Raw genomic sequence first — 15,514 nt, 5'->3', positions numbered from 1 at the left:
GAGCCTCACCGACCGCATGGCCGAGCTCGTCGAGACCTGGTGGGACGACGAGGTGCAGCATCCGTCGCTGGGTCACCGTGCCCTGATGAGGCTCGTCGCCACGGCGGTGGCGCTCGACGCGGCACGCCCCGGGGCGAGCTCAGAGGCCAGGGTGACGGCCGCCGTCGGGCTGGCTGATCGGCTCGTGGCCCTGCAGGGATCTGACGGGCTGTTCTCCTCCGACGGCAACCTGCACTCGCCGCCCGACAGCGCGTTCACGCTCAACGACGTGGGCATCACGCTCGGCCTGCTGCCGAGGGCGAGCGCACCCCAGGCCAGGGAGCTCGAGGAGCGGTTGCGCAGGATCGCGACCGCTGCCGCCCCGGCGCTGGTGGCCGGTGGCGTGCACACGCCCAACCACCGCTGGGAGATCAGCTCCGCGCTGGTGCGACTGGCATCGTTCGACGACCGTGCCGTGCCACGCGCCCAGGAGTGGCTCGCCGAAGGCGTGGATGTCGACGCCGACGGCATCTACTCCGAGCGCAGCGCCAACTACTCGGCGTTCGTGAGCAACCCGTGCCTGCTCGCGCTTGCCGACGAGCTCGGTCGCCACGACCTCGACGAGATCGTCCACCGGAACCTGCACACGATCCTCGACCTCACCGATGCTGACGGCGTGGTCGAGACCGTGTTCTCGCGTCGTCAGGACCAGGGCAGCGGGATCCCGATCGAGGCGTTCCACACGCAGCTACGCCGGTACGCCGTGCGCGGCTGTGAGACATGCGCAGCCGGCGCGGCGCGCTCCGAACCGCGCGACGGAGCGATCGCAGCGATCGCGCTGCTCGAGCTCGTGGCCGAGCCCGCGCTGGCGGCCGAGCTACCCGTGATCGAGCCCATGGGTGAAGCAACCCGACGCCACTTCGGGGGAGTCGGGCTGCTGGTGGCCTCGCGAGGCCGTACCCGTTCCGTGGTCTACGGCGGCTCGGACGTGCCGCACGTGGGTCGGGTCGGTTCCGGGCTCGCCGGCAACCCCACCTTCCTCCGGTACCGGTCCGGTGCCGCCGTCATCCGATCGCTGCGGCTCTCGCGGGTGTTCTTCGGTCTCGGCCCGTTCCGGGCCGAGAGCCTTCAGGTGGCCGACGACGGCGTCGCACACCTTCACGAGTCCGTCACCGCTCGGTACTACCGACCGCTGCCGGCCGATCGCCGCCGTGCGGACGGCGACTACCGGCTCGTGGACGACGGCCGCTTCACCGCATCCATGGCGTTCGACGAGCGCCCGTACGACGAGGTCCGGCTGACCACCGAGATCGCGGTGGAGCAGCTCGAGCGAGGGCTCGAGATCGCTGTTGACATGACGGGGGCCGAGACCCAGTGGGCGCTCGAGCTCGCCCTTGGTGACGGCGAGCTCATCGGTGCCGAGCGCGCATCGGAGGCGACCTACCGGATGACCGGACGACGAGCCGAGCTGCGAAACGGGAGCGACGCCGTCGTCATCGAGACGACCATCGGGGCCGCGGCCGGGCCAGCCGGCTTCTACGCGCCGGGGGAGGCCTTCAGCTTTCTGGGCGGCACCGATGCCCTCGACGGGCCACGCCTGTACCTCACGGGTACGGTCCCGACCACGTGGAGGGTGACGCTCCGGTCGGAGTGAGCGCCGACGCGGGCGCTCAGCGGTAGGCGGGCGCGCGCAGGCGGGAGGGAGTGCGGCGTCATCGCCCGGGTGGCATCGTGTACCCGCGGGAGAACGCCGCGGCGACGGCCGCAGCTCGGTCGTGGACGCCGAGCTTGGCGTAGATGTGCAGCAGATGGGTCTTGACGGTGGCTTCGCTGATGAACAGCTGCTTGCCGGCCTGCCGATTGGTCGCCCCGCCGGCGATGAGTCGCAGCACCTCCAGCTCCCGCGGCGAGAGCGGTTCGGCCGATGGCTGGCGAAGCTGGCCCATCACGCGTGAGGTCACCGAGGGAGAGAGCACCGACTCGCCACGAGAAGCGGCCTCGACGGCGCGGAACAGCTCGTCCCGCGGCGTGTCCTTCAGCAGATATCCGGTGGCTCCGGCGTCGATCGCCAGCAGCACGTCCTGATCGGTGTCATACGTCGTCAGCACCAGCACACGGCTCTGCACCTGCTGGCGAGACAGCTCGCGGATGGCGCTGACGCCATCTCCCCCCGGCATCCGCAGGTCCATGAGCACGACGTCGGGCTGCAGCCTGGCCGCCGCGACAACAGCTTGCCTGCCGTCACCTGCCTCGCCCACCACCTCGAACCGACCGTCGGCGCTGAACATGCTGCGCAGCCCGTCACGGACCACCGGGTGGTCGTCGACGATGAGCACCGAGATCATGCTGCGTCCTGCTCGGCCGGGATCGCGGGCAGGGTCGCCGAGATCGCGGTACCGCCGCCCGGCTCGGACTCGACCTCGAGCTGCCCGGCCAGTCGCTGGACCCGCTGCCGCATCGCCGTGAGGCCGAAGCCTCCGGCTGCGGCCGCATCCTGGGGTCGCGTGCGCGAGCCACGCAGCGCTACGGGCTCGAACCCGACGCCGTCGTCCAGCACGTCCAAGGTGACGGATTCCTCCATGTAAGACAGCGTGAGGACCACCCGGCCGGCGTCGGCGTGCTTGGCCACGTTCGCGAGCGCCTCCTGCGCAGCGCGCAGCAGCGTCACCTCGATGTCGGTGTGCAGCGGACGCGCGTACCCGGTCGTCGTCAAGGCCGCCTCGACGCCGTTCGACTGCGACCAGCGACTGACTGCCGCCTGGATGGCCTCTGGCAACCGTGACTCGGCCAGCACCTGTGGTTCGACCGCGTGCACGGTGCGCCGAGCCTCGGTCAGTCCCTCCCGGGCCAGCTCGATCGCGGCGGTGACCTGACGGCGCTCCGGCGAACCTGTCCGCAGGGTCTGCTCGGCCGCCTGGAGCTGGGCGAGGATGCCGGCCAGTCCCTGGGCCAGGGTGTCGTGGATCTCCCGAGCCATGCGCTGGCGCTCGTCCTGGACCCCGGCCTCACGTGCCTGCACGAGCAGCTGGGCGTGCAGGGCCGCGTTGTCCTGCATGGCCTGCTCGAGCTGGGCGTTGGAGGCGTGCAGCTCGTCCAAGGACTGCCGCTGCCACACGACGCGCTGCTCCTCCTGCTCGGCGAAGCGCAGGAACGCTGCGGCTATCAGTGCGACGACCAGTGCCACGGGGGGCCACGCCAGCCATGCCTGGCCCTCTGCAAGCCCCGCGTAACCACCGAGGTACGCCGCCGACGTGACTGCGGCCGTGGCGCTCACCCCGACGTACTTCCAGCGTCCTCGCAGGTGCGTCTCGGCGTAGACGTAGCCCATGAAGGCGAAGAACCCGTACCACGGTGATGCGGCCACGAGCCCACCGGCCAGAGCGACCACCGCGGCGTAGAAGGTCCCACGCCGCACCTGGTTCTCGTGCCCCCCCGGGTGGCCGCTGAACAGGTAGATGCACGCGGTGGCTGCCACCGTCAGCGCGACGACCGCCACCACGTTGACCCCGGGGTCCATGAAGGCCTGCAGCAGTGTGAACGCCAGGCTGATGGCCAACAGAGCGTACGGCAGCACGCGCATGACGGCCCTGCGTCGTCGATCAGCGCGGTCGAGGGCATGGCGCAGCTCGGCTTCGATGGCCATGGTCATCCCCTCCGCTGTGGTCCTGCCGTCACTCCCACCGGAAGTACCGAGCCGCCAGTGCGCCCGCCACGAGCGTCCAGCCGACCAGGACGAGCACCGGCATCAGCTGGGGCCAGTCACCACCGGTCGTGTCTTGCAGCGACTGTACTCCGGCGCCCAGCGGCGAGAAGTCGCTGATGGTCCGCAGGGTCTCGTTCATCTGCTCCCGTGGGACCCACAGGCCGCCGAAGAACAGCACGGGGAAGAACATCACGGTCCCGATCCCACTGGCGGCCTGCCCACTCGGAGCGAGGGCCGCGACGAGCAGGCCGAGAGCGAACAAGGCCGCCGCCATCAACAGGTACGTGCCGAGGTAGCCGATGAGGTTCGCGGGCAGCTCGACGTCCAAGGTCGCGGAGCTGACAACCAGCAGGATCACCAACGTCAGCAGCGACATCATCAGAGACATCAGCAGATGCGCCCCCAGCACGGCCTGCGGCCGCACAGGGGTGGTCCGCATCCGTCGCAGGATCCCCCGTGCCCGATAGTCGGCGATCACCGTCGGCAGCGAGGTGAACGCCAGGAAGCACACGGCCATCGCGATGAGGATCGGGGTGTAGACGTCGATGGCACGCAGCCCACCGAGCTCCGGGTCCGGTTGCCGGAGCTCGGTGACAGCTCCGAGGATCACCAGGAGGACCGGCGGGAGGCCGATCACGAACGCCCAGTTCATCCACTCGCGCAGGAACAGTCGGGTCTCGGTGATGGTCAGCAGGCGGACAGCACGCATGTCAGTCTCCTTCGGTCATGGGGCGGCGGCCGGTCAGGGCGACGAAGGCGTCGTCGAGCGTGACCTGCTCGACGCGCAGGTCGCCGGCGACGACGTGGTGCCGGGCCAGCTCGGTCGTCACGGCGAGCAGGAGGTTGCCTGTGCCCGTGATGACGAGCTGCGGACCGGCCCAGTCCACGGAGGCGACCTCCTCCAGTCGCGTCAGGGCGGCGACGTCGAAGGGCTCCGAGGGCCGGAACCGGATCCGCTGGCCGTGCTCGACGCGAGCGACCAGTCCGGCGGGGGTGTCGAGAGCGACGAGCCGGCCGCGGTCGATCACCGCCAGGCGGTCGCAGAGCCGCTCCGCCTCCTCCATGAAGTGGGTGACCAGCAGCACGGTGACGCCACGGTCACGGATCCGTTCGATCAGGCCCCAGGTGTCTCGGCGCGCCTGCGGGTCCAGCCCGGTCGTGAGCTCGTCCAGCACCGCTACCTCTGGGCGTCCCACCAGTGCCAGCGCGATCGACAGCCGCTGCTTCTGCCCGCCCGAGAGGCGGCGGAACTGCGTGGTCAGCTTGTCGGTGAGGTTCAGCTCCTCGATCAGCTCCCGCCAGTCGGCCGGGTCGCGGTAGTACGCCGAGTACAGCCGCATGGCCTCGGCCACGGTGATCTTCGCCGGCAGCTCGCTGGCCTGGAGCTGGACGCCGAGGCGTTCCTTGAGCTCGGCAGCGTGCTCCTGCGGGTTCAGCCCGGTGACCGTGATCCTCCCCGCGTCGGGGACCCGCAGGCCCTCGATGCACTCCACGGTGGTGGTCTTCCCGGCTCCGTTGGGGCCGAGGATCCCGAAGATCTCACCCTTGTCCACGGTGAAGCTGACACCGTCGACGGCGGTGCGGTCGCCGTAGCGCTTGGTGAGCCGGTCGACTTCGATGATGGTCATGCGTCGAGCCTGCCGCGGCGCCCGGCTCGGCGGATCGACAGCGCCGGATGACTCCGGACCGCGGTCGGGGGAGCCCGGCATCCACCGATCGGTGGATGCGAAGGACACCGCGCCCAGGGTGTCAGCACCCGGGGCGCGGCGTCGATCTCAGGACGACAGCGAGCGGAGGTGGTCCAGGCTGCGGCGGACGTCGGCCACCGGGCCCTCGCCTTCGGGCTCGGTCTGCAGGATCGTGTCCTGCTCGAGGACCCACCAGCCGTCGAAGTCGACCGCTGTGAGGGCGCTGACGATGGCGGGGAGGTCGACGTCGCCGTCTCCCAGCGGCACGTACATGCCGGCGCGCACGGCGTCGGTGTAGCTGAGCGCGCCCGACTGGACCTGGGCGGCGAGATCGGCGCGGACATCCTTGGCGTGGACGTGGCTGATGCGCTCGGCGTGGGCGCGGGTGAGCTCGGCCGGGTCGGTGCCGCCGATGAGCAGGTGGCCGGTGTCCAGGCAGAGCGGGACACCGGTGCCGTCGAGCACGCGCGTCACGTCGGCGAACGACTCGACCAGCGTGCCCACGTGCGGGTGCAGGCTCGGCGTGATGCCGCGCGAGCGCGCGTGGATGGCGAGCCGGTCGAGGTTGCGCAGCAGCCGGTCCCACTCGTCGGCGGACAGCTCGGGGCGGGCGTCGTAGCCATCGGTCCCGGTCGCCGCAGCGAGCACGAGCACGTCGCCGCCGGCGGCGTCGAACGCGTCGAGCTCGGCGTCCAGACCGGGCAGCGGGTCGTGCTCGGCCACGTGCAGCAGCACCGGCACGAACGCCCCGACGGCGGCGAGCCCGGCGTCGGCGAGCACGCTGGCCCGGGCAGCCGGCGCCTCGGGCAGCCAGCCCTGCGGGCCGAACTCGGTGGCGGTCAGCCCCACCTCGACCATCTCGCGCAGCACGCGGTCCGGCTCGAGCTGGAAGCCCCAGCCCGGCACCTCGCACACACCCCAGCTGATCGGGGCTCCAGCAACCTTCATGATGCGACCTCCAGGTCGATGGTGGTTCCGGTACGGGCCGACCGGTCCGCGGCCTCGGCGAGCGCGAGGGCGGCGCGACCGTCGGCGATCGATGGCGTCTGCGGTGCCCCCGAGAGCGCGGCCTCGATGAAGCTGCCGAGCTCGGCGGCGTACGCGCGCCGGTACCGCTCGAGGAAGAACGGCAGGAACGGCCCCGACTGCTCGGTGCCCGAGGCGTCGTGCAGCCGGACCGAGCTGGCCCGCTGGTTGGTGACCTCGAGGGTGCCCGTGCTCCCGAACACCTCGACGCGCTGGTCGTAGCCCGCCACGCTGTGGCGGGAGTTGACGATCACGGCCACCGCACCCGAGGTCGCGGTGAGGGTGAGGGTCGCGGCGTCGTAGACGTCCTCCACCTCGGGATCGAGGTGCTGGCCCACGGCATGGACCGACTCGATGTCACCGATCAGGTGCCGCGCCATGTCGAGGTCGTGGATCGTCATGTCCTTGAAGATGCCCCCGGAGACCTTCAGGTACTCCGACGGCGGCGGGGCCGGGTCCCGGCTGACGATCGTGACCTGCTCGACCGTGCCCACCTGCCCGGCCTGCACGCGTGCGTGGACCTCCGCCACGCTCGGGTCGAAGCGGCGGTTGAATCCGACCATCACGCGGCCGGCGTTCTCGCCGAGGGCCTCGATGCAGGCGTCGACCGCCGCGACCTCGAGCGCCACCGGCTTCTCCATCAGCACCGCCTTGCCGGCTGCCACCGCGGTCAGCGTGTGGGGCACGTGCAGCGGCGTGGGGGAGGCCACGACGACGGCGTCGACGGCGTCACTGGTCAGTGCGGCATCGGCGTCGGCGGTGGAGTCGGCGCCGAGCGCGGCGGCCAGCTCCGCCGCGGCTGCGGCGTCAGGGTCGGCGACCAGCACCAGCTCGGCGCGGTCGTGGTCACGGATCGTGCGTGCGTGCACGGCACCGATGCGCCCGGCACCGATGACGGCGATCCTCAGTCGATCTGCCATCTCGCCCTACTTGTCGCTGTCGCCGGAGAAGTGGAACGACGCGGCGACCCTGCGGGCGGGCCAGCGCTGCGTGGTGACCTTGGGGCGGGTGTAGAAGCTCACGCCCTCAGGCCCGTAGATCGGGCTGTCGCCGAACAACGAGTCCTTCCAGCCCCCGAAGGAGTGCCACGCGACCGGCACCGGGATCGGCACATTGACGCCCACCATCCCGACCTTGACACGACGCCGGTACTCACGCGCCGCCGCACCGGAGCCGGTGAAGATCGCGGTGCCGTTGCCGTACGGGTTGGCGTTGACGACGGCGATCGCCTCGTCGAGGTCGGCGACCCGCACGATGTCCAGCACCGGGCCGAACACCTCCTCGCGGTACACCTCGTGCTCGGTGGAGACCTTGTCGATCAGCGTCGGACCCACGAAGAAGCCCTCTTCGTGACCCTCGACCTGCAGGCCGCGACCGTCGACCACGAGATCGGCGCCCTCGCGCTCCGCGGAGCCGATGAGGCCCTCGATGCGCTCCTTGGCAGCGGCCGTGATGACCGGGCCCATGTCGGAGTCGGGCTGGTCGCCCGGTGCGACCTTGACGGCGCGCGCACGCTCGGCGAGCAGGGCCACCAGTTCGTCGGCGATCTCCTCGGCCACGACCGCGACCGACAGCGCCATGCAGCGCTCACCCGCGGAGCCGAAGGCGGCAGCGGTGAGGTGATCAGCCGCGTCCTCGAGGTCGGCGTCGGCGAGGATGACGCCGTGGTTCTTGGCGCCGCCGAGCGCCTGCACGCGCTTGCCTGCTGCGGTCGCTGCGGCGTGCACGGACCTCGCGATCGGCGTCGAGCCCACGAACGAGACCGCGGCCACGTCCGGATGCTCGATCAGCGCCGTCACGGCGTCCTTGTCGCCGTGCAGCACGCTGAACACGCCGTCGGGCAGGCCGGCCTGCTGCCAGAGGCGTGCGAGCACGTTCGCCGCTGACGGGTCGCGCTCGGAGGGCTTCAAGATGAAGGCGTTCCCCGTGGCGATCGCCATCGGCGACATCCACAGGGGCACCATCGCGGGGAAGTTGAAGGGCGTGATGCCCACCACGACACCGAGCGGCTCGCGGGTCGTGAAGACCTCGATGCCGGTGGCGGCCTCGTCGCTCAGCTCACCCTTCATCAGCTGCGGCAACCCGCAGGCGTACTCGACCACCTCGAGGCCGCGCGCCACCTCGCCCCGAGCGTCGGAGACCACCTTGCCGTGCTCACGGCTGATGATGCGCGCGAGCTCGTCGGCATGGGAGGCCAGCAGCTCCCGGAACGCGAAGAGCACGGCCGCGCGCTTGCCGAGCGAGAGCGCGCCCCACGCCTCCTGCGCGGTGACGGCGGCGCTGACGGCGGCGTCGATCTCCGCCTGGTCGGCGAGCGCCACACGGGCGATCTCGCGACCGGTCGCGGGGTTGAACACCGGTGCCGTCCGAGCCTCGTCGACCGAGGTGGCGGCGCCGTCGATCCAGTGGGCGACGAGGGTGGTGTCGGTGGAGGTGGCGGTCACAGGTAGTACCTCTGGTTCTTTCTGTCGTGCTCGTACGTCTCACGGGCGCGTTGGGTGGAGGGAAGGGTCGAGACCTCGCTGACCGGGACGTCCCACCAGGCGGTGCCGGGCGGGTTCGGTCCCTCGAGATCGGTCTCGATGACGACGACGGTGGTGCGGTCGGACTTGCGTGCCTGCGCGAGCGCGGAGCGCAGCTCGTCGAGGCCGGTGGGGGTGAGCACGTCCGCACCGAAGCTGGCCGCGTTGGCGGCCAGATCGACCGGGTCCGCTCCGCCGTCGAGCAGTCCCGTCTCGGCGTTGCGCGTGCGGTAGGCGGTGCCGAACCGCTCGGAGCCGCGGGACTCCGAGAGCGCCCCGATCGAGGCAAAGCCGTGGTTCTGCACGAGCACGACGATCACCTTGATGCCTTCGGACACGAGCGTCGCGAGCTCCTGCGGGGCCATCTGGTAGCCGCCGTCGCCGACGAGCGCGTAGACCTCGGCGTCCGGCCGCGCGAGCTTGACGCCCATCGCTGCCGGGATCTCGTACCCCATGCAGGAGTAGCCGTACTCGAGGTGGTACTGGCCCGCTCGCGACGCACGGAACAGCTGCTGCAGGTCGCCCGGTGCCGAGCCGGCGGCGTTGATCAGCACGTCGCTGCTGGTGACGACGTCGTTCAGCACGCCGATGACCGCGGTCTGCGCAGGCAGCGGGTGGTGGACGACCCCGTAGCAGTCGTCCACCACCCGCTGGGCCTGTGCGCGAGCCTCGGCGATCTCGGTGGCGTACGAGGGTTCGACGGCGTACCCCGCCAGGGCGTCGACGAGCGCCTCGAGCGTGGTACGGGCATCGGCAACGACCATCTCGGCACCGTGCTTGGCGGCGTCGAAGCCTGCGACGTTGATGTTGACGAACCGGGCATCCGGGCCGAACACCGTGTGGCTCGCGGTGGTGAAGTCGGTGTAGCGGGTGCCCACGCCGATGACGACATCTGCCTGCGCGGCGAGGGCGTTGGCGCTGCTCGCCCCGGTGGAGCCCAGACCTCCGACCGAGGCTGCGTGATCCCACGAGATCGCGCCCTTGCCGGCCTGGGTGTCGGCGACCGGGATCCCGGTAGCGTCCGCGAACGCCGTCAGCGCCTCGCTCGCGCCCGAGTACACGGCACCACCGCCGGCGACCAGCAACGGCCGGCGCGCCGACCGGATCGCCTCGACAGCGCGGTCGAGGGCGTCGGGCTGCGGCACGGGGCGGCCGATGTGCCAGACGCGGTCGGCGAAGAACTCCACCGGCCAGTCATGGGCCTGCGCCTGCACGTCCTGCGGCAGGCACAGCGTCACGGCGCCGGTCTCGGCCGGGTCGGCGAGCACGCGCATCGCCTGCGGTGCGCTCGCGATCAGCTGCTCGGGTCGCCAGATGCGGTCGAAGTACCGCGAGAGGGGTCGGAAGGCGTCGTTGACCGTGACGTCCGGCCCGGTCGGGAGCTCGAGCTGTTGCAGCACCGGATCGGGCACGCGGTTCGCGAACACGTCCGAGGGCAGCAGCAGCACCGGGATGTGGTCGATCGTCGCGAGCGCCGCACCGGTGAGCATGTTGGTGGAGCCGGGCCCGATCGAGGCGGTGCACGCCATCATCTGCGTGCGCATCGAGGCGCGGGCGAACCCGACAGCAGAGTGCACCATGCTCTGCTCGTTGCGCGCGAGGTAGTAACCGAGCTCGTCCGGACCGCGCTCGCCTGCGGGCACGCCCGCTTCACGTGCCTCGGTGAAGGACTGCAGCAGACCCTGGCCGAAGCCTGCGACGTTGCCGTGCCCGAAGATCCCGAAACATCCGGCGAACATGCGCGTCCGCACGCCGTCCCGCTCGGTCCACTGGTGCGCGAGGTACCGGACGAGCGCCTGCCCGACCGTCAGCCTCACCGTCTGCTGCACGCTCACTGTCCTGTCTCCAAGCTATCGGTGAAGGGGAGTCGAGGGTCGACCGGCTGGCCCTCCCACGACGCGCGCAACCATGCCCACGCCGGGTCGTCGACCATCAGCCACTCGCCGTCTCCTGCGGGCCCGGCCATCACGTTCAGGTAGTACAGGTCGACGCCCGGCAGGGTCATCGACGGCCCGTGGTAGCCGTGCGGCACGAGCGCGACGTCACCGCTACGGACCTCCGCGAGCACGTCGATCGGGCGCTCGGGGGTGCCGTAGTTGCGGTGGTAGGCCATGCCCGGCCCACCCGGGGTGTCGGCCACCTCGAAGTAGTAGAGCTCCTCGAGCTCGCGTTCGTCGTCGCTGTGGGTGTCGTGCTTGTGCGGCGGGTAGCCGGAGGTGTTGCCGCCGGGCGTGTAGACCTCGCACACCAGCATCCGCTCCACCTCGATGCTGCTCCCGATCGTGTAGTTGTGCACCTGCCGGCTGCAGGAGCCGGCACCGCGCAGCAGGGTGGGCACCTCCGCCGCCCGCAGCACCTGCACCGCGAGGCGCTGCTCGGCGCGCGCCCGGGTGAGGGCCAGCCGCGCGCCGGCTGCGCCGGCGGTGACCTCGACATGGCTGCCCAGCGGCAGGTAGGCGAAGTCCACCGGCCCGTCCCACACGCGCGCACGCCCCGCAAGGTCGATCTCGGTGCGCTCGCCGTCGGCGGCCGTCACCACGGCCCGCAGGTCTCCGCGCAGCGGCAGCAGCCCGGCCTCGTCGGTCGCGAGCTCCCAGGTGTGGGCGGCCCCGGCGTCGAGATCGCGAACCTCCACGCCCGAGTAGCGCCAGCCGGCCGATTCCGGCGTGACCGAGGCGACGACGCCCTGGTCGCCACTCGAGTGTGCCCGCATCACGTACTGGTTGCTCACAGCTCCCTCTCGCGCACCGTCACTCACAACGCTCTCTGGTCGCGCACCGACGCTCGCTCCGGTCCTCGCTCCGCTCCGGTCCTCACTCGCTGGTGCGCTCACAACAACCCCACAGCCTCGTCCACCGCCGCGGCGACATCGCCGTCGGGCGGGTACAGCAGCGAGCGGCCGACCGCGAGACCGGCGACGCCCGGTGCCGCGGCAGCGGCTCGCCACGGCTGGTCGCTCGGGTCGCCGGGACCGACCTCGCCGCCGAGCAGCAGCGTGGGCATCGTGGTGGCGGCGAGAACCCGGTCCATCTCCTCGACGGCCGGCAGCTTCAACCACGTGTACGCGGAGGTGCGGCCCAGGCCCGACGCGATCGTGATCGAGCGGATCACCGCATCAGGAGTCAGGTCGTTGCGGACCTTGCCCTCGACGCGGGTGCTCCAGAACGGCTCCACCAGAGCGATGAGACCACGCTCGGCCAGCTCGTCGACGGCGCGCGCGCAGGCCTCCATGGTCGCGACGCTGGCCGCGTCGTCGGGGTCGATGCGCAGCAGCATCTTGCCGCCGTCGAGCCCCGCGTCTGCGACACCGCGCGCGTCGTAGCCGCTGAAGCGGTCGTCGAGCTCGAACGTGGTCCCGGCGATGCCGCCGCGGTTCATCGAACCGAGCACGAGCTTGTGGTCGAGCGCTCCGAGCAGCGCGAGCTCCTCGATCAGGTCGGCGGTGCCGAGGAAGCCATGGACTCCGGGCCGCGAGACCGCGATCTGGATGCGGCGCAGCAGGTCGTGCCGGTCGGCCATCGCGCGCGCGTCGCCGCCCACGGAGAGGGAGCCGCGAGCCGGGTGGTCGGCGGCGATGACCAGCAGCTTGTCGATGCCCGCGAACCCGGGGAACCGCGGGCGCTCGCGCAGCCGTTCGGCGATGAGGCCAGGGTTGTCCCGCCGGATCTCGGTGATCGAGGCGGTGCCCTGCGCAGACGCGATGCTCATACGTCGGCGCCGGTCATCAGCTGCTCGACCTCGGTCGTCGTCGGCATCGCGGTGGAGCATTCGAGCCGCGAGGCGACGATCGCACCCGCGGCGCTGGCGAACGAGATCATCCGGTGCAGGTCCCAGCCGCTCAGGAGGCCGTGGCAGAGCGCGCCGCCGAAGCCGTCGCCGGCGCCGAGCCCGTTGAGGACCTCGACCCTGCTGGCCTCGACCACCACCTGCTCGTCGGCTGTCGCGGCGAGCACGCCGCGCGGACCCATCTTGACGATCGCGAGCTCGACGCCCGCCTCGAGCAGCGCCGCCGCCGCCCGCTCCGGCTCGGTCTCACCGATCGCCATCGCGCACTCCTCGCGGTTCCCGACGGCGACGGTCACATCTCCGAGGATCTCGCCGACGGCGGCACGCGCCGTCCTCTCGTCCGCCCACAGGGTGGGCCGGTAGTCGAGGTCGAGGACCGTGTGGGTGCGCTTGCCGCGGATCTCGAGCGCCGCGTGGTGCGCCGCGCGGCTGGGCTCGACCGACAGCCCGGTCACCGTCATCCAGAACAGGCTCGCCGCGGTGACGGCCTCGGCGTGGGCGCGCACGTGCTCGGCTGTGATCTGCAGGTCGGGCGCGCTGGGCTCGCGGTAGAACCACAGCGGGAAGTCGTCCGGCGGGTGGATCTCGCAGAAGGTGATCGGGGTGTGCAGGATCGGGTCGACCACCACGAGGCTGTCGTCGACGCCGAGCTCGCGCATCTGGCGTCGCACGTAGATGCCGAACGGGTCGTCGCCCACGCCGGTCACCACCGCTGCGGAGCGACCGTGCCGAGCTGCGGCGACGGCGACGTTGGTCGGGCTGCCACCCAGGAACTTGCCGAACGAGGTCACGTCCTCGAGTCCGACATCGATCTGCAGCGGGTACAGATCGACGCCGCTGCGTCCCATCGTCAGCACATCGAGGCCGGCGGCGGGGTGACTCATACGGTTTCCTTCTTCCCTGTGGGCCTGCGGTGCCAGTGCTGCTGAGCCTGCCGTGTCGTGCACTTCCGCGCAAGCGTATGTCAGGACATTCTTTCATACGGCCGAAGCTCGCGGTAGCCTGTGCGGATCAGAGCGATGGAGGGGGAAGCCGTGGACGCGCCGATGCGTTTCGACCTGGACCGCAACAGCCCGGTGCCGCTGTACCACCAGCTGGCCTCGGCGATCGAGGCAGCCATCCATGGTGGCCTGCTCACGCCCGGAGCTCCGCTCGAGAACGAGATCGCTCTCGCGCAGCGACTGGGCATCTCGCGACCGACCGCGCGCCAGGCCCTGAAGTCGCTCGTCGACCGCGGGCTGCTGGTCCGCCGCCGTGGGGTCGGCACGCAGGTGGCGCCCACGCAGATCCACCGGCCGGTCGGCCTGACCAGCCTCTACGACGACCTCGAGGGCAGCGGCCAGACACCCACCACCCGCACGCTCGAGTGGCAGCAGCACCGGGCGAGCGCCGAGGAGGCCGAGGAGCTCGAGATCGCCGTCGGCTCGCCGATCGTGACGATCAAGCGGCTCCGGCTCGCCGGCGACGACCCGATCGCCGTGCTTTGCAACCACCTGCCGGAGGAGCTGGCGCCGACCGCCGACGACCTCGAGCGCACGGGCCTGTACGAGTGCCTGCGCGCACGCGGCTGCCAGCCCGCGGTGGCGAAGCAGCGGATCGGTGCCCGCACCGCCAGCGCCGCCGAGTCCCGCATGCTCGAGGAGTCGCCTCGGGCCGCGCTGCTCACCGCCGACCGGGTCGCGTACGACGACGCCGGTCGCGTCGTCGAGGTCGGTCACCACATCTACCGGTCGTCTCGGTACTCCTTCGAGACCACGCTCTTCTCGCGCTGACTCGCGGCCGGCGCAGCCCGACGCCGGCCTCGGTGCGCAGGTGGGGCCGGTCGAGATCGTGGGCGGTCGGTGGGTGACGTCGCCGGTCGATGGCAGCCATGAGCCACTGCCCGCCCTCTGCAACAGCCTACGGAAAGCGCTTGCCGGATCGGTCGCCGTCGGGCACACTGGAAGCGATCCGTCCTGCCACCCCAAGGAGCGCCCGTGCCCAGCGAACGACCCGTCGCCCTCGTCACCGGAGGGAACCGCGGTATCGGCCTCGGCATCACCGAGGCTCTGCTGGCCGAGGGGTACGCCGTTGCCATCCTCGCCACCCGTGAGGAGCCGGCCGAGCTGATGGCGAGCCTGCGCGAGAAGGGTGACGTCATCTACGTGCGCGGCTCGGTCGCCGAGCTCGAGGACCACGGCCGCTACGTCGACGCCGCCCTCGAGAGGTGGGGCCGGATCGACCTGCTGGTCAACAACGCCGGTGTCGCTCCCAGCGTGCGCGCCGACATCCTCGAGGCCGAGGCCGAGAGCTTCGACCGCGTGCTCGGCATCAACCTGCGCGGGCCGTACTTCCTCACCCAGCGTGTCGCGAACGCCATGATCGCCCAGCGAGGAGATGTGGATGGCGCAGCCGGGCTACCGCCGGAACCGCTGGGCACCATCGTCAACGTGTCCTCGATCTCGGCCACCGCCGTCAGCACCAACCGCGGCGAGTACTGCATCTCGAAGGCCGGCGTGGGGATGGCCACCCAGCTGTGGGCCGTGCGCCTGGCCCCCGAGGGGATCCTCGTGTACGAGGTGCGCCCCGGGGTGATCGCCACCGACATGACCGCCGGGGTGCAGGCCAAGTACGACGAGCTGTTCGCGGGCGGGCTCGCACCCATGCCCAGGTGGGGGACCCCTGCGGACGTGGCGGGCGCCGTCGTCCAGCTCGCCGCGAAGCGGATGCCGTACTCGACCGGTGATGTCATCACGGTCGGCGGCGGCATGCAGATCCCCACGCTCTAGCCCATGCGCCCCACCCCCGAGCCTCGAGACCGCACATCCACG

The 15,514-nt window shown here is 71.3% G+C and carries 14 protein-coding genes; 3 read left to right on the top strand and 11 right to left on the bottom strand.

The genetic code is table 11. The features are described from left to right. Nucleotides 1–16 precede the first annotated feature (16 nt). Nucleotides 17–1,633: a hypothetical protein gene (locus GPA03_RS15920; protein ID WP_156253024.1), complete on the top strand. Its 1,617-nt coding sequence runs from the start codon at nucleotides 17–19 to the stop codon at nucleotides 1,631–1,633. A 58-nt stretch (nucleotides 1,634–1,691) separates the two neighbouring features. Here GPA03_RS15920 and GPA03_RS15915 read toward each other — a convergent pair whose 3' ends face one another. From GPA03_RS15915 to iolC, 11 genes are all read right to left on the bottom strand, one after another. Further along, the gene (locus GPA03_RS15915) at nucleotides 1,692–2,324 is read right to left on the bottom strand and encodes a response regulator (RefSeq protein ID WP_156253023.1); all 633 of its coding nucleotides are present in this window, start codon (nucleotides 2,322–2,324) and stop codon (nucleotides 1,692–1,694) included. Then, nucleotides 2,321–3,622, bottom strand: coding sequence for a sensor histidine kinase (locus GPA03_RS15910; RefSeq protein ID WP_156253022.1), 1,302 nt, complete (start codon nucleotides 3,620–3,622; stop codon nucleotides 2,321–2,323). The genes GPA03_RS15915 and GPA03_RS15910 overlap by 4 nt, the downstream gene beginning before the upstream one ends. Nucleotides 3,623–3,650: 28 nt before the next feature. Then, complete coding sequence (locus tag GPA03_RS15905; protein ID WP_156253021.1) at nucleotides 3,651–4,391, bottom strand: ABC transporter permease; 741 nt, start codon at nucleotides 4,389–4,391, stop codon at nucleotides 3,651–3,653. A gap of 1 nt (nucleotide 4,392) precedes the next feature. After that, the gene (locus GPA03_RS15900) at nucleotides 4,393–5,310 is read right to left on the bottom strand and encodes an ABC transporter ATP-binding protein (RefSeq protein ID WP_156253020.1); all 918 of its coding nucleotides are present in this window, start codon (nucleotides 5,308–5,310) and stop codon (nucleotides 4,393–4,395) included. 147 nt (nucleotides 5,311–5,457) lie between these two features. Then, the gene (locus GPA03_RS15895; protein WP_156253019.1) at nucleotides 5,458–6,318 is read right to left on the bottom strand and encodes a TIM barrel protein; all 861 of its coding nucleotides are present in this window, start codon (nucleotides 6,316–6,318) and stop codon (nucleotides 5,458–5,460) included. Then, entirely contained in the window at nucleotides 6,315–7,316 is a 1,002-nt protein-coding gene (gene iolG, locus GPA03_RS15890) for an inositol 2-dehydrogenase (RefSeq protein WP_156253018.1), read from the bottom strand. Before iolG ends, GPA03_RS15895 begins: the two co-directional genes overlap by 4 nt. A 6-nt stretch (nucleotides 7,317–7,322) precedes the next feature. Continuing rightward, nucleotides 7,323–8,840 (bottom strand): CoA-acylating methylmalonate-semialdehyde dehydrogenase, encoded by a 1,518-nt coding sequence (locus GPA03_RS15885; RefSeq protein WP_156253017.1) that lies wholly within the window; start codon nucleotides 8,838–8,840, stop codon nucleotides 7,323–7,325. Beyond that, nucleotides 8,837–10,747 carry a 3D-(3,5/4)-trihydroxycyclohexane-1,2-dione acylhydrolase (decyclizing) gene (gene iolD / locus GPA03_RS15880; RefSeq protein WP_156253234.1) on the bottom strand — a complete coding sequence of 637 codons (1,911 nt, stop codon included), beginning with the start codon at nucleotides 10,745–10,747 and terminating at the stop codon, nucleotides 8,837–8,839. Before iolD ends, GPA03_RS15885 begins: the two co-directional genes overlap by 4 nt. Before the next feature lie 2 nt (nucleotides 10,748–10,749). Beyond that, a complete protein-coding gene (iolB, locus tag GPA03_RS15875) occupies nucleotides 10,750–11,649 on the bottom strand; it encodes a 5-deoxy-glucuronate isomerase (protein WP_156253016.1) in 900 nt (299 codons plus the stop codon). A gap of 98 nt (nucleotides 11,650–11,747) precedes the next feature. Beyond that, the gene (locus GPA03_RS15870) at nucleotides 11,748–12,626 is read right to left on the bottom strand and encodes a Cgl0159 family (beta/alpha)8-fold protein (protein ID WP_156253015.1); all 879 of its coding nucleotides are present in this window, start codon (nucleotides 12,624–12,626) and stop codon (nucleotides 11,748–11,750) included. Then, nucleotides 12,623–13,588, bottom strand: a complete 966-nt coding sequence (gene iolC / locus GPA03_RS15865) for a 5-dehydro-2-deoxygluconokinase (RefSeq protein WP_156253014.1) — start codon at nucleotides 13,586–13,588, stop codon at nucleotides 12,623–12,625. Before iolC ends, GPA03_RS15870 begins: the two co-directional genes overlap by 4 nt. Before the next feature lie 162 nt (nucleotides 13,589–13,750). Here iolC and GPA03_RS15860 point away from each other — a divergent pair, with 162 nt between their 5' ends. Both GPA03_RS15860 and GPA03_RS15855 read left to right on the top strand, forming a co-directional pair. Then, nucleotides 13,751–14,476 carry a GntR family transcriptional regulator gene (locus tag GPA03_RS15860; protein WP_162458403.1) on the top strand — a complete coding sequence of 242 codons (726 nt, stop codon included), beginning with the start codon at nucleotides 13,751–13,753 and terminating at the stop codon, nucleotides 14,474–14,476. A gap of 204 nt (nucleotides 14,477–14,680) precedes the next feature. Further along, nucleotides 14,681–15,472, top strand: coding sequence for a 3-ketoacyl-ACP reductase (locus GPA03_RS15855; protein WP_156253012.1), 792 nt, complete (start codon nucleotides 14,681–14,683; stop codon nucleotides 15,470–15,472). Nucleotides 15,473–15,514: the final 42 nt, after the last annotated feature.

Origin of the sequence: Pseudactinotalea terrae (assembly GCF_009733845.1) — a bacterium.
GTDB lineage: Bacteria > Actinomycetota > Actinomycetes > Actinomycetales > Beutenbergiaceae > Pseudactinotalea > Pseudactinotalea terrae.
The sequence above is the reverse complement of the archived record's forward strand: the minus strand, read 5'-3'. Positions and strand labels throughout refer to the sequence as shown.

What these genes read in the sequence shown, in the direction of transcription:
- GPA03_RS15920 (WP_156253024.1), top strand. Translation starts at nt 17, where the DNA reads ATGGCCGAGCTCGTCGAGACCTGGTGGGACGACGAGGTGCAGCATCCG.
- GPA03_RS15915 (WP_156253023.1), bottom strand. Translation starts at nt 2,324, where the DNA reads ATGATCTCGGTGCTCATCGTCGACGACCACCCGGTGGTCCGTGACGGG.
- GPA03_RS15910 (WP_156253022.1), bottom strand. Translation starts at nt 3,622, where the DNA reads ATGGCCATCGAAGCCGAGCTGCGCCATGCCCTCGACCGCGCTGATCGA.
- GPA03_RS15905 (WP_156253021.1), bottom strand. Translation starts at nt 4,391, where the DNA reads ATGCGTGCTGTCCGCCTGCTGACCATCACCGAGACCCGACTGTTCCTG.
- GPA03_RS15900 (WP_156253020.1), bottom strand. Translation starts at nt 5,310, where the DNA reads ATGACCATCATCGAAGTCGACCGGCTCACCAAGCGCTACGGCGACCGC.
- GPA03_RS15895 (WP_156253019.1), bottom strand. Translation starts at nt 6,318, where the DNA reads ATGAAGGTTGCTGGAGCCCCGATCAGCTGGGGTGTGTGCGAGGTGCCG.
- iolG (WP_156253018.1), bottom strand. Translation starts at nt 7,316, where the DNA reads ATGGCAGATCGACTGAGGATCGCCGTCATCGGTGCCGGGCGCATCGGT.
- GPA03_RS15870 (WP_156253015.1), bottom strand. Translation starts at nt 12,626, where the DNA reads ATGAGCATCGCGTCTGCGCAGGGCACCGCCTCGATCACCGAGATCCGG.
- iolC (WP_156253014.1), bottom strand. Translation starts at nt 13,588, where the DNA reads ATGAGTCACCCCGCCGCCGGCCTCGATGTGCTGACGATGGGACGCAGC.
- GPA03_RS15860 (WP_162458403.1), top strand. Translation starts at nt 13,751, where the DNA reads ATGCGTTTCGACCTGGACCGCAACAGCCCGGTGCCGCTGTACCACCAG.